Source organism: Phyllobacterium sp. NPDC097923 (assembly GCF_044760925.1).
Taxonomy (GTDB): domain Bacteria; phylum Pseudomonadota; class Alphaproteobacteria; order Rhizobiales; family Rhizobiaceae; genus Phyllobacterium; species Phyllobacterium calauticae.
Window position 1 is genome coordinate 449,763 of the sequence record NZ_JBIWBL010000001.1, and the last position, 13,772, is coordinate 463,534.

General features: G+C 59.8%; 10 protein-coding genes. 7 read left to right on the forward strand and 3 right to left on the reverse strand.

Annotated elements, in window-relative coordinates:
• The first annotated feature begins 29 nt into the window (after positions 1-29).
• The 5 genes from ACIQWS_RS02280 (at position 30) to ACIQWS_RS02300 (ending at position 4,826) form a co-directional block, all read left to right on the forward strand.
• Entirely contained in the window at positions 30-926 is an 897-nt protein-coding gene (locus ACIQWS_RS02280; RefSeq protein WP_403169831.1) for an ABC transporter substrate-binding protein, read from the forward strand.
• Positions 923-1,894 carry an amino acid ABC transporter permease gene (locus tag ACIQWS_RS02285; protein ID WP_288191684.1) on the forward strand — a complete coding sequence of 324 codons (972 nt, stop codon included), beginning with the start codon at positions 923-925 and terminating at the stop codon, positions 1,892-1,894. The genes ACIQWS_RS02280 and ACIQWS_RS02285 overlap by 4 nt, the downstream gene beginning before the upstream one ends.
• 14 nt (positions 1,895-1,908) lie before the next feature.
• Complete coding sequence (locus ACIQWS_RS02290; protein WP_346305632.1) at positions 1,909-2,688, forward strand: amino acid ABC transporter ATP-binding protein; 780 nt, start codon at positions 1,909-1,911, stop codon at positions 2,686-2,688.
• 173 nt (positions 2,689-2,861) lie between these two features.
• Positions 2,862-3,908, forward strand: a complete 1,047-nt coding sequence (locus ACIQWS_RS02295) for a hypothetical protein (RefSeq protein ID WP_403169834.1) — start codon at positions 2,862-2,864, stop codon at positions 3,906-3,908.
• Positions 3,909-3,914: 6 nt separating this feature from the next.
• The gene (locus ACIQWS_RS02300) at positions 3,915-4,826 is read left to right on the forward strand and encodes a methyltransferase domain-containing protein (RefSeq protein ID WP_403169836.1); all 912 of its coding nucleotides are present in this window, start codon (positions 3,915-3,917) and stop codon (positions 4,824-4,826) included.
• Here ACIQWS_RS02300 and ACIQWS_RS02305 read toward each other — a convergent pair whose 3' ends face one another.
• The 3 genes from ACIQWS_RS02305 to ACIQWS_RS02315 form a co-directional block, all read right to left on the reverse strand.
• Complete coding sequence (locus ACIQWS_RS02305) at positions 4,827-5,615, reverse strand: TIGR02186 family protein (RefSeq protein ID WP_403169839.1); 789 nt, start codon at positions 5,613-5,615, stop codon at positions 4,827-4,829. It lies immediately after the preceding gene.
• Positions 5,612-6,565: a sulfite exporter TauE/SafE family protein gene (locus ACIQWS_RS02310; protein WP_223611906.1), complete on the reverse strand. Its 954-nt coding sequence runs from the start codon at positions 6,563-6,565 to the stop codon at positions 5,612-5,614. Before ACIQWS_RS02310 ends, ACIQWS_RS02305 begins: the two co-directional genes overlap by 4 nt.
• Before the next feature lie 191 nt (positions 6,566-6,756).
• Positions 6,757-10,206, reverse strand: coding sequence for a peptidoglycan-binding protein (locus ACIQWS_RS02315; RefSeq protein ID WP_403169842.1), 3,450 nt, complete (start codon positions 10,204-10,206; stop codon positions 6,757-6,759).
• A 535-nt stretch (positions 10,207-10,741) separates the two neighbouring features.
• Between ACIQWS_RS02315 and ACIQWS_RS02320 the strand changes: the two genes are divergently transcribed.
• Both ACIQWS_RS02320 and ACIQWS_RS02325 read left to right on the forward strand, forming a co-directional pair.
• Positions 10,742-12,535, forward strand: coding sequence for an acyl-CoA dehydrogenase C-terminal domain-containing protein (locus ACIQWS_RS02320; RefSeq protein WP_403169845.1), 1,794 nt, complete (start codon positions 10,742-10,744; stop codon positions 12,533-12,535).
• Positions 12,536-12,598: 63 nt separating this feature from the next.
• Complete coding sequence (locus ACIQWS_RS02325) at positions 12,599-13,771, forward strand: acyl-CoA dehydrogenase family protein (protein WP_223611901.1); 1,173 nt, start codon at positions 12,599-12,601, stop codon at positions 13,769-13,771.
• The last annotated feature ends 1 nt before the right edge of the window (position 13,772 follow it).

Here is a 13,772-nt window from a genome sequence, read left to right on the forward strand (position 1 = left end):
TTTCAAAAGATATAAAAAGGGGAATAATAATGAAACTCAAACACCTGACCTTTGCCGCGCTGTTTGCGGCAACGCTCGTCGCTGCACCCGCAATGGCTGCGGAGGTGGCCATCGCCAAGCAGACGGTCAACGAAGCATTGCGGGCCAAGCTGCCCGAGGAAATCCGCAAGGCGGGAAGCATCACCTCGGTCAACAACGGCTCCTTCCCGCCCTATGAAATCGTCACCGGCAACACTGAAATGCAGGGCGCCAGCGCCGATCTGACCAAGGCTGTCGGCGAGTTGTGGGGTGTCGAGATCAAGCACGCAACGGTCAGCGGCCTTCCGGCGCTCTTGAGCGGCATCAATTCCGGCCGCTACCAGTTCGCCATGGGCCCCGTGGGCGATTATCCCTCGCGCCAGGGCGCCAATGATTTTGTCGATTATGTGCAGGAGTTCGTGGTGTTTGCCGTGCAGAAGGGCAATCCCAAGGGCATTACCTCGCTCGACAACACCTGCGGCAGCCGCATTGCCGTTATGGCTGGCGGTTCGGCGGAAAAAGTCATCAAGGAGCAGGCGGAGAAATGCACCAAGGATGGCAAGGCAGCCATCGAGGTCCAGTCCTTCACCGACCAGCCCACTTCCATCCTGGCGGTTCGCTCAAAGCGGTCCGACGCTTTCTTCTCCTCGCAGGCGCCGCTGATCTATTTCGTCGAGCAGGCCAATGGCCAGCTTGAACTGACGGGCACCGGCCTGAAGAATGGTTTCGACGATATTTTCCAGGGCGCCGTGGTCGCCAAAGGTTCGCCGCTTGGCGGCGTCCTCCTGGAAAGCATCAAGACGCTCATGGACAATGGCGCCTACGCCGCCATTCTGAAGAAGTGGGGCCTTGAGAAGAACATGTTGAAGGAGCCCGGGATCAATCTCGCGGGCAAAGCCGCAAAATGACCGGAAACACGCAAACATTGGCATCGCCCGCAAAGGGCGATGCGGAGGCTGCGCTTCGCGATGTGGCGAATGCGCATAAGCCCTTTCGCACGGATCGCTGGCTCCTGTGGGGTATCACGCTTCTCATTGCCGCGAACTTCCTCTGGATCGTCGCCAACAACCAGAATTTCGGCTGGCCGATCGTGTTCCAATGGTTCACCGAAGCCACCGTCCTGCGCGGCCTCTATGTCACGCTTGGCCTGACCGTTGTTGCCATGGCCATCGGCGTGGTCATCGGGCTGGTTCTTGCCATAGCCCGCCTGTCGAACGACCGGCTGGCAAGTTCCCTGGCGGGTCTTTACATCTGGTTTTTCCGCGGGACACCGCTGCTGGTTCAGCTGATCTTCTGGTACAACCTCTCGACGCTTTTTCCGGAAATTTCCATTGCCATTCCCTTCGGCCCGACACTGGCCAGTTGGAACACCAATGATCTGATCACGCCGATGACGGCGGCCATTGCTGGCCTTGCGCTGAACGAGGCTGCCTATATGGCCGAAATCATTCGCGGCGGTCTTCTGTCGGTCGACAAGGGGCAGATCGAAACCACCGAAGCTTTCGGCATGACGCGCACCCGCGCCCTCAGGCGTATCATCATTCCCCAGGCCATGCGGTCCATCGTACCGCCGACCGGCAATCAGCTGATCAGCATGATCAAGGCGACGTCACTCGTCAGCGTCATCGCCATGGCCGATCTGCTCTATTCGGTGCAGGCGGTCTATAACCGGACCTTCGAGGTCATCCCGATGCTGATGGTCGCCGTCATCTGGTATCTGTTCATCACGTCGATCCTCAACGTCGGGCAGGGCTTCATCGAGCGCTACTACGGTCGCGGCGAGCGGGGTTCTTCAACAGCCAGGAAACAGGACAAGGTTGCCGCTGCCGCGTTGAGCGCCGCAGTGCCGGCCCTGGCGCAGGAGGCAAGCAAATGACCGCGCAGTTTTCCATGAATGGCACCGAACCGGGCGAAGCGCTGGTGCGGGCCCGCAATGTCCACAAGTCGTTTGGCGAAGTGGAAGTATTGAAGGGCATCGACCTCGATGTTGCCCCTGGTGAAGTCGTGGTTGTGCTTGGCCCTTCGGGCTCTGGCAAATCCACGTTCCTGCGCTGCATCAACCATCTGGAGGCGATCGACCGCGGTTCGATTGTCGTGGCCGGGGAACAGATCGGCTATTCCCTGCGCAATGGCCGGCTCAACAAGCTGCCGGCGCGGGCCATCGCCGTGCAGCGGCGCCAGATTGGCATGGTGTTCCAGCAGTTCAACCTTTACCCGCACATGACCGCCCTGCAGAACATCATTGAAGCGCCCATCGGCGTACACAAGCAAAGCCGCAGGGAAGCCACGGAACTTGCCATGGAACTGCTGGCCCGCGTCGGGCTGACCCACAAGGCCGATGCCTATCCCCGGCAATTGTCCGGCGGCCAGCAGCAGCGCATCGCCATCGCACGCGCCCTCGCAATCCGGCCCAAACTGATGCTTTTCGACGAACCGACCTCGGCGCTCGATCCGGAACTCGTCGGTGAAGTGCTGGCCACCATGCGCGATCTGGCTGACCAGGGGCTGACCATGATTGTGGTCACGCATGAAATCGGTTTTGCCCGGGAAGCCGCTGACCGGGTGGTCTTCATGGATGGCGGCTACATCGTCGAACAGGGCAAACCCGAAGACGTTCTCGGTAACCCGCAGCATCCCCGCACGCGGGCGTTTCTCAGCCGTTTCATCTGAATATCGATCCCCCGGCCGTCCGCTCGCGTTCGATGCCGGGGATATTCGCTTTGTATAGAGCGCCAATTCGGGCGAAAACCGCCATCATTGCGCCGCGGTAGTCTTGAATAAGCAGTCAAATCGTCTATGCCTACCCGGGTCATACGAGCTGCTTTGAAGGGGAAATCGTCGAGTTGGAAGCGATTGAACAAGCCATCCGAAATGCTTTCGCCAAAGCGGATGTGAGCAACCCTGCCGTTCGTCAGAAAATTTACGAATCAGCCTGGACCGCGCATGAGCGTTCGCTGATCGCCAACGGCGCGCTGGATGAGGCCGAGCGTGAAGAGCGCCGGGAGCATCTGAAGGCCACGATCACACGCATAGAGGGTGAATCGCGCGACTCTTCGCGTGTTGCGCCGGAACCCGTCGCGGAACGGCGCGAGCCTTCCATGTCGGCGGGCCCCGCGCAATCCAGGCAGACAACATCCGGCCGCGTCGAACCCTCCATGGGCGGATCGCTGGATTCCGACCTTGGCCCGACGGACAACAGCCGCGCCGACAATTACCGGCCCGCCTACAACCAGCCGCGTGTCAAGAAGACCCGCGAACGCCAGAAGGCGCGTGGCCTGAAGAAATTCGTCATCATGGTGGTGATCCTGCTGGTAGCCATCGGCCTTCTCTGGCTTGTTGCATCGGGTCTGATCAATTCGAAGCCATCGGGCAGTACACCGCCTTCGTCGAGTGCTGGTCCTGCCGTTGGCAGCCATGAGCCGATGAAGGGCGGACAGCTTGCCGCGGATGGCAACTGGATTTCGATTTTCGACCCGTCTGACATGACCCGCGTTTCGATGGCGGGGAGGGCGACCGCCAGCGTTGCCGGCGACAATCTGCAGAAATTCGTGCGCATCAAGTCGCCGGGCGAGAACGACGATATCAGCTTCCAGGTCGGGCAGGGCGTTCTGCAGCAACTGGCGGGCAAACATGCCATCTTCGATATCATCGCCAAGGCCGAGGACGGTTCCGCGACGCAAATGGCGGTCAGCTGTGATTTCGGTGCCCTCGGCGATTGCGGACGCAAGCGTTACGACGTGACCGATGCGAGCAACGAGTATCTGTTCGAACTGCAATTCCCGGAAGGCAAGAAGCCGGGTGCGGGCGGTATCATCAAGATCAACTCGGACATTGCGCGCACGGGGAAAGCGATCGATATCTTTTCCATCCGCGTGCTGGTTGCGAACTGAACCAGCATGGCACGGGCGTTCCTGTCCTCGGGTGATCTGATTGCGGACCGCCGCGCTTCCTATGCCGATATGTTGTTCGAGTCCGGTGATCACGTGGCCGCCGCCGATCTGATGCGGCAGGCGCTGGACATCACGCCGGAATGGACCGCCGGACTCTATCGCCTGGGCGAAATGGAGGAAGCCGCGGGTGACGAGGACGCCGCAGCCGAGACGTGGCGGCGCCTGCTGGAACTCGATCCCGACGACCGCTTCGGTGCGACGCTGAAACTGGCGGCCTCGGGCTATGCGGTGGTGCCGGACAATCCGCCGACGGCCTATGTCGAGACGCTGTTCGATGCCTATGCCCCGACCTTCGAGGCGGCGCTTCTGGACAAGCTGCACTATCGCGTGCCGGAACTGCTGGCCAAGGCCATCAAGGCGGCGGCGCCCGGAAGACACTATCTGTCCATGCTCGATGTCGGCTGCGGCACGGGCCTGATGGGCGACTATTTCCGGGCAGATGTAGACCATATGGCAGGCATGGACCTCTCCGAAGCCATGCTGCAGAAGGCCGAGGAAAAGCACGTCTATGACCGCCTCTTCAAAGGCGATGTCAACGAACTCGATTATCCCGCAGGCTCGGCTGATCTCATTATCGCGGCGGATGTGTTTGTCTATGTCGGCGATCTCGACAGAGCCTTCGCGCGTCTTGTCCACGCGCTCGGCCCCAACGGGCTGTTTGCCTTTTCGGTGGAAACCCATGCCGACGATGGCGAACTGATCCTGCAATCCTCGCTGCGCTATACCCATTCGGAAGACTATGTCCGCCGCCTTCTGGCCGAACATGGCCTTGCTCCGGCAACGATCGGGCGCGAGGCGATCCGCTTTGACCGCGGTGAGCCCCTGCAGGGGCTGATCGTCGTTGCCGGGCGCGCCTGATCAGTCTTTCCGGAACATCAAGCGGCCCATCCAGCCGGTAATCACAGCCAGGAACACGGCAAACAGACCGTAGAGCAGGCTGTTTTCGTGCGCTGCTTTGTAGATGCGGTATTCCAGCCCGGCTTTCACGATATTGAGACTGGTCGAGCTTTCGCGCAGGAATTCGCCATTGCGGAACAGAAAGGCCCGCGCCTGATGCTTGCCCACCGGCACATTGGCAGGCAGGGACAGTGTTGCGCGGAACAGGGTCGATGACAGGAACTGCACGTCACCCGGACGCTGGCTGTACAGGTTCTGCTTGAGCTTCAGCCGTGGCAACTCCTTGGTGAATTCCCGCAGCGATGCGCTGGAGCCGAAGCCGTCGGGCATGGGCTCGTAAAAGATATTGTTCACGCCGAGTGACAATTGGGCAAACGTCTTGGGAACGGCGATGTCCTGAAGGTTCCGCGTCGAGGCCAGGGAATAGGATGCCGGAATGTGCTGGAACGACACCGATTCCGCATTGATCCAGACGCCGAAAAACCGGTCCTTGCGGCGCACGACGAAATCGCGTTCGGGCCCCTGCAGGATCACGACGATATCATAACGGCCCTGCCGCTGGATCAGCGGGTCGGCATTGTCGAGCGCGCCGAAGACGGTCAGGTCCGTGCCGCGAAAGCCCGAAGTGATGGCGATGGTATCGGTCGACAGGCCAATCTCGATCGTTTCCTTGTTCCCCGGCAACTGCTGTGCCATGGCCGCGGACAGCGATGCCAGGATGAGAAGAAGGGCGGTTGCCAGCTTGCTCATGATGCCCCCGGCGCGGCAAGCGCGATGGCGATCGAATAGAGATCGTCGGGGGTGACAAAGAGTTCGATGGCAAGGCGCAGGCCCACGGCCAGAACCAGCGTGGCCAGCAGCGCACGCAATTGTTCGCCGCGCAGTTTTTGCCCGATGCGCGTGCCGTACTGCGCGCCGATGACGCCGCCGCTCATCAGCAGAAAGGCCAGCACGATATCGACCGACTGGTTGGTCGTTGCCTGCATGACGGTGGTGAAAGCCGTCACGAAAACGATCTGGTAGAGCGATGTGCCGATAACCACATTGGTCGGCACTTTGAGAAGGTAGATCATGGCGGGGACCATGATGAAGCCGCCGCCGACGCCCATGATCGACGATAGGAAGCCGATGGCCGCGCCCAGCGCCAGGATCGGGATGATGCTCACATAGATCTTCGAGGCGCGAAACCGCATCTTGAAGGGCAGCCGGTGCACCCAATTGTGCTGTCCCGGTTTCTTGAGACTGGCAAGCTGGCCGGCCCTTGTCCGGCGCATGGACCTGACGCTTTCCAGCAGCATCAGCCCGCCGATCGTGCTCAGGAAGATCACGTAGAGCAGCGACACGATCAGGTCGAGCTGACCGAGTTCGCGCAGCAGGACAAAGACGTAAATGCCGACGCCTGCCCCCACCACGCCGCCGATGACCAGCAGCGTTCCCAGCTTGACGTCGAGCGTGCCGCGCTTGAAATGCGACAGCGCACCGGTGAAGGATGAGGCAATAACCTGGTTTGCGCCGGTGGCAACGGCAACGGCGGGCGGGATGTTGTAGAAGATCAGCAGCGGCGTGATGAGAAATCCGCCGCCGACGCCGAACATGCCCGACAGGAATCCAACCGCTGCCCCCATGCCGAACAGCACGAAGATATTGACCGAAATCTCGGCTATTGGCAGGTAGATTCCCAATTCAGACCCCGAACCCATCACGGCGTTATGGCGATTGTTCGCACACCATGATGACAGAAATTCTTTAATGCATTCTGCGCACAGGCTGACACAGAATGCGTTAAAGTTTCTTGCCCTCAGCCGCGCGCCAAGTCAAACAATGACTGCTGGGGCGTCAACGTGTTGCCCCAAACACGAACCCATGTGTCGCAACAGTCGCCTTGGCCGGTTCAGGTGTTCTTTTCGAGCAGCCGCTTGACCAGATCCTTGTCGATATTGCCCGTCGGCTTCAAGCCGTTGCTCTTCTGGAACGCCATGATGGCATCGCGGGTTTTCGTGCCCATCTTGCCGTCCGAGCCGCCGGCGTCATAGCCATTCTTGTTGAGGATCAGCTGAATGTTGCGGACGGCTTTTTCCATGTTGATCGAACCGGTGGTGGTCGGGCTCTCGCGCCATTCCTCCGGCACACTCAAGGCATTGCTTTCCGGATTCATCTGCTTTGGCTTCCACAGCGCGGTGGCTTCGCGGGCCCGGGTCAGCTGATCGGTGGTCATGGCCTTTGCAACTTCGTCGCGCTTCTGGCCGGCGTCCTTGTCACCGGCATTGGCGGCCAGCGCAAACCATTTGTAGCTTTCTTCCAGATCCTGCCGCATCCCCATGCCCTTGGCAGACAGGATTGCGAGGTTGAACTGGCTGTCCTTCACGCCGAGTTCGGCCGCCTTGGTAAACCACATGACCGCGGATTCATTGTCCGGCGCGCCATTCGCTCCGGCTGCGAACAGCACGGCCAGATTGTGCATCGCGCTGGCATTGCCCTGTTCGGCGGCCAGTTGGTAATAGGTCTTTGCCTTGGCAAGGTCGCGCGGGACGCCGAGACCCTTTTCGGCAAAATTGCCCAGGCGGTATTGTGCAGGCGCAAAGCCCTTGTCGGCGGCAAGCGTGTACCATTCGGCGGCCTTCGCGTAGTCGCTCTGGACGCCCCGGCCTTCCATGTAGCGGTCGCCGATTTCAAACAGAGCCTTGGTATTGCCGCTGGCCGCCGCTTCGCGCAGCGGTTCCGGGCCTGCTTCGACCGGGATGGCAGGAATCTGGCTCACGCTCGTATCGACCTTCGCCGATGCCGGGACATCCGTCCCGGAAGACTGGGCGGCAATCAGGCTGCCCACGGTTTCCTGGGTTGGCGCAGGCGCAGCGGTTTGCTCCTCGTTCGGGGTGCTTGCGGCGGCAGTTTGCGGCGCGGGGGCAGGAGCGGACGGTGCCGGTGCTGCAGGAACTGCCGATGCGGCAACCTGCGCCTTGGGTTCGGCTGTCGGCACCATCGGCGCAGCGACCGAACCGGTATCGCCGTTCACTGCTGCGGGCCCGCTGAAGAAGGCGTTCTTGAGTTGCAGGCCGGCGATCGCAATCATGATGGCGCCGATGGCAAGGAGAATGGGCTTGCGTTGGCGGGCCAGCAGACTGCCCTTCTTGCCCTCCGCGCTATCCCTGCGGCTGGAACCGCGTGTCTGGCTTTCGACTTCCGCTGCCGCTGCCTGCGCAGCGCGGCGGGCTGCGGCAATGAAATCCGCCTTGCCAATGCCCGTATCGCTGCCAAGGTTCATCTCGCGGCGTTCGTCACGCACGCGCTTGAGGATGGAGTTGAGATCCGGCATGCCCGAGCCGGGTTCAAGCGGCCGGTTGAGAATTTCGGCGTCAAGATCGACCTTGTCGTCGATCTTTTCATCGCTGCCGATTGTCTCGATGGTTGGCTCCCGATGCGCCTGTTCCTGTTTGCTGCGGGATTTCATGCCACGGGTCAGGTTGCCCAGCAGGGATTTGCGCGCCCGAGCCGCCTGTTCCAGCTGGTCAGCGTCGTCTGCGGCCATTGTCATGTGCGCCGGAACATCATCCAGCTTGGAAAAAACCGGGGCTTCAAAAGCGGTCTCGGCGTCGCGGTATGGTGCCTCATAGGCATCGACCACGGTCTTGGTTTTGGCGGCCGCCGTGACATGCGATCCGGCGACAGCGCCATTCTCCAGGGAGCCAAGGCGGTCAACGATCTTCAAAAGCGTGTCATGAATGGCCTCGAAAGTCTTGGAATTGCGGTCTTCCGACTTGCGGGCAAGGCTTTCCAGCGTTTTCAGATCGTCGGCGAGCTCGCGGGCGATGACGCCGTCATGGGCGTTACTGAAATTGGCCGAATTGCGGATGGCTTCCGATGCCGCCTGGCGTGCAGCTTCCACGACGAAGTCGCGGTTCATGGCCATCGATTCCTCGATGGCGTCGAGACGCGGCGGGATGGCCGCAAATTCCGCATAACGATCGTTGGAATGCGAGAGATGCTCGGCAATACCGGCAATCTGCAACTCGAGATTGCGGATGGCATCGTTCGAACCATCGACCTGCGGCACGTTCTGGGCGATATAGCGCGCCATATCGTCAAAGCGGGCTTCGAGATTGTCGGTCAGCCGGATGTCGCTGTGCTCGGCCATCATGTGATGGTCATCGAGGCGGCGGGTCAGCTCTTCGAAGCGCTGGTCGATCTGGTGCATGAATGCCGGATCGGCGGCCGGTGCCTGCTGGGGCGCTGTTTCCAGACGATGGATGATGTGCAGGACCCGGTCTTCCAGATCGCGGAAATCGGTAATGCTGATGGAGGCCGGTGTATTCTCCAGATGACGGGTGACGGACGACAGCTGTTCGGACAGCGCGTCAAGATTGATGGTTGGTGTTGCGCGCATCGCTCCCAGATGATCAACGCGCTCGGCCAGTTCGCCCATGCGCTGCAGGATCGTGTCCGAGGTGCGGTCATAGGCAACCGCTTCGACCTTGCTGCTCAGGGTTGCGATGCGTGCTTCAAGGCGCTCGAAGGCATCGGTGTCGATGTGATTTGCCTGGGCAGGGCGGGCCGTTGCCACGATGGCGCGGCTGATTTCATCGAGCCGCTCGTCCATCTGGCGCATGAAGTCGCCATTCACGCCTGATGTTCCCGTGCGCGACATCTGCTCCACGGCGCTTGCCAGTGTCTTGAGCTTGTCTTCGACCTTCTTCAGCGGAATCGATTGCGGCAATACATCCACCGCCTGGCGGATCTGGTCGAGCCGCCCGCCCAGCGGATGATCCTGACGGAAGGCGTCGAAGCGTTCGTCCATCGCATCCCAGCGATTGTTCAGGCTTTTGACCGATTCTTCGCGGGCGAGTGTTGTAACGGTGCGCTTCAATTCATCAAGATCGCCGCGCAGCATCGACAGATGACCATTGTCCGCGCGACCGGACCTGTCGTCCAGATTGCGGCTTGCAGTTGACTGGTGCAGGCGCCGCAAGGTTTCCGTGTGCGGTTCAGCATGATGCCGGGCCGGTGCACGGGCATCGTCGCGCATTTCTTCGCGCAACTGCTTGATGCGGGCAGCAATGGCCGAAAGATCGTGCTTGCCATTGTGGGGCTTGCTGGCAAAGGACGGCAGGTCGTCGGATGGCTTGTGTCTCGGCGCCGATGCCGCGCCGGCGCGGGAAGCCAGTGCGGCGAAGCGGTCGGCAATATCCGTCTGGTCCTGGTCGAAATCCGAATAATCCGGCTCCATCGTCTCGCGCAGCTGGCTTTCCAGCGCTTCGAGCGTGCGGTTGATACTGTCGAGCGATGTGGTCTCGCGGCGTGACCGGTTCACATTGACCTGTTCCAGTAGTGACCTTTGGTTCGTCATGGACGCCTGCTTTGCCGTGTTTACGCCAGTGATCCGGCGGGTTAATTCTGTTCCACGGGGCACGGCCGGAAGCGCTGGCGATGGTCGCCTGCCATTCTGGCTTTGTCTGGTCTCGGTCTTCCGAAGCTCAAGAATGCGTTCTGCACATTGCCAATCCGGAAAGCCGGGACCGTTTGCCCCATGCGGTCCGACAAGCCGTGAAAAACAAATCACTCATAGACACGGTTTACCGACACCGTGACATTGGCGAAACGTGGTAAACAACTGGTTAAGAGATGGGCCGGAAGCGTTAAAAATGTGATACGCTGGCATTGTAATTCATAGACGCGGCACCAGCCGAAATCGCTGGAATCCATCTCTCATCGCTATCGTCTCGTTGAACAGGGCATCCCATTCAGAAAGATCGATCCACAGGAGCAAAACTTCACAAAATTTTGACGTTTACGGAAACGTCAAAATTTGTTAAAGAGATGGAAAATCCGACGGCACCGAAGTCTCCGGGCCGTTTTGCTCGTTTATGTTTTGGAGGAAACTGATGCCGAGTTATCGCGCGCCCGTTGAAGACACGCTTTTCATTCTCAATGATGTCCTGGGCTATGAACGCTACAACAACCTGCCAGGTTTCGCCGATGCATCGCCCGATATCGTTGCGGCAATCCTGAGCGAAGGCGCCAAGCTGGCCGAAAACACGCTGTTTCCGATCAACCAGTCGGGTGATCATGAAGGCTGCGTGCGTCATGCGGACGGCACGGTCACCACGCCCAAAGGCTTCAAGGCCGCTTTCGATCAGTACCGCGAAGGCGGCTGGATGAGCCTGGCCATACCGGCGGAATTCGGCGGTCAAGGTCTTCCCTATGCGCTGCATGTTGCCGTTGGCGAATACATGTCCTCGGCCAATATGGCACTGGTGATGTATCCCGGCCTGACGCAGGGCGCGATTGCCGCGATTCTGACGCATGGCACTGACGACCAGAAGCAGACCTATCTGCCGAAAATGGTCGATGGCACCTGGACCGGCACCATGAACCTCACCGAGCCGCACTGCGGCACCGATCTCGGCCTGCTGCGCACCAAGGCCGCGCCCAATGGCGATGGCTCCTACAAGATTTCCGGCCAGAAGATTTTCATCTCCGCCGGTGAGCATGACATGTCGGAAAACATCATCCATCTGGTGCTTGCCCGTATCGAGGGTGCGCCGGAAGGCGTGAAAGGTATTTCCCTGTTCATCGTGCCGAAGTTCAATCTCGACGACAGCGGCAATGCCGGTACCCGCAATGGCGTGTCCTGCGGCTCGATTGAAGAGAAGATGGGCATCCACGCCAATTCGACCTGCGTGATGAACTATGACGAAGCCACAGGCTACCTCATCAGCGGCGAGAACAAGGGTCTGCGCGCCATGTTCACGATGATGAACGAGGCGCGTCTCGGCGTTGCCCTGCAGGGCCTGTCCATCGGGGAAATCGCTTACCAGAACGCGGTGGAATATGCGCGCGAGCGTCTCCAGGGCCGTGCGTTGACCGGGCCGAAGGCGCCGGACAAGAAAGCCGATCCGCTGATCGTGCATCCGGATATCCGCCGCATTCTGATGACGATCAAGTCGTTCAATGAAGCCGGCCGCGCCTTCATCCTGTGGTCCGCGCTCAAGTCGGATGTCGCGCATCGTTCCGATGACGAGGGTGACAAGCAGATTGCCGACGACATTCTCGGCCTGATGACCCCGGTTCTCAAGGGTGTCCTCACGGACAAGGGCTTTGAGCACGCGGTCATGGCACAGCAGGTCTATGGCGGTCACGGCTACATCGAAGAACACGGTATGAGCCAGTATGTGCGCGATGCGCGCATTGCCATGATCTATGAAGGTGCCAATGGCGTTCAGGCGCTCGATCTCGTCGGCCGCAAGCTTGGCGCCAATGGCGGCCGCGCCGTCATGGCGTTTTTCAAGGAGGTCGGTGATTTCTGCGAGGAGAACCGCGGCGATGAAAACCTCGCCTTCTTCACCAAGCATCTGAAGAAAGGTCTCAATGACCTGCAGGCCGCTTCGATGTGGCTGATGCAGAATGGTATGGCGAACCCGGACAATGCCGGGGCAGCATCGACCGATTACATGCATCTCTTCGGTCTGGTGTCGCTTGGCTACATGTGGGCGCAGATTGCCAAGGCATCCCATGCAAAACTGGCGGAAGGTGCCGAGAAGAAGGATTTCTACGAGACCAAGCTCGTCACCGGGAAATTCTTCATGGAACGCGTCATGCCGGAAACATCGGCGCATCTCGCCCGCATCCAGACCGGTGCGGACACGATGATGACGCTGACGGCGGAGGCATTCTGATTGATGCAAAAGGGAGCGGAGGCTCCCATATGCAGCGAAAGGTGATTTCTAGGGAGGTTAGAGATGTCTATTCGGCCGGAAGACGTGTTGGGCGTACCAAAACCCGACTGGAAGACTGACGATGTGGTGATGCTGCAGGATATGGCTTCGAAGTTTCTCGAAGCGGAGGTTCTGCCGCACTACGACCGTTTTGAAAAGCAGGAAATCTTTGACCGTTCCATCTGGGAGCTTGCCGGCGAGAACGGGCTTCTGTGCGCCTCCATGCCGGAAGAATATGGCGGTGCCGGCGGTACCTATGCCCATGAAAGCGCCATCCTGGAAGCCATCAGCCATGTTGGTGTCGATGGCTTCGGCATAGCCCTGCACAATTCAATCGTTGCTCCCTATATTCTGCATTATGGTTCGGAAGAGCAGAAGAAGAAGTGGCTGCCGAAGATGGCGACCGGCGAACTGATCGGCGCCATCGCCATGACGGAGCCGGGTGCCGGTTCTGACCTTCAGGGCGTGAAGACAAGCGCCAAGAAGGACGGCAATCAATACGTCATCAACGGTTCGAAGACGTTCATCACCAATGGCCAGCTCGCCAATCTGGTTGTCGTCGTGACCAAGACGGACCCGTCGCAGGGCGCCAAGGGCACATCGCTCATTGTGGTCGAGACGGATGGGCAGGAAGGGTTCGAGCGCGGCCGCAACCTCGACAAGGTGGGACTGAAATCGAACGATACCTCGGAACTGTTCTTCAACAATGTCCGCGTGCCCACAGCGAACCTGCTCGGAACCGAAGAGGGTCAGGGCTTTGTGCAGTTGATGCAGCAATTGCCGCAGGAACGTCTGCAGATCGGCGGCACGGCGATTGCCATGGCCGAGCGCGCCATCGCGATTACCTCGGACTATGTCAAGGAACGCAAGGCCTTCGGCAAGGCGGTCATCGATTTCCAGAATACCCAGTTCAAACTGGCCGAAATGAAGACGGAAGCCACCATCGGACGCGTCTTCTACAATCACTGTGTGGAACGCCACGTCAATGGCGGGCTCGATCCGGTCACTGCCTCCATGGCGAAATACTGGTTGAGCGACCTGCAGAACAAGATCGTTGACGAGTGCCTGCAGCTGCATGGCGGCTACGGTTATATGAACGAATACCCGATCGCACGTATGTTCCGCGATGCCCGCGTCCAGCGGATCTATGGCGGAACCAATGAAATCATGAAGCTTTTGATCGCCCGCAGCCTCTGAG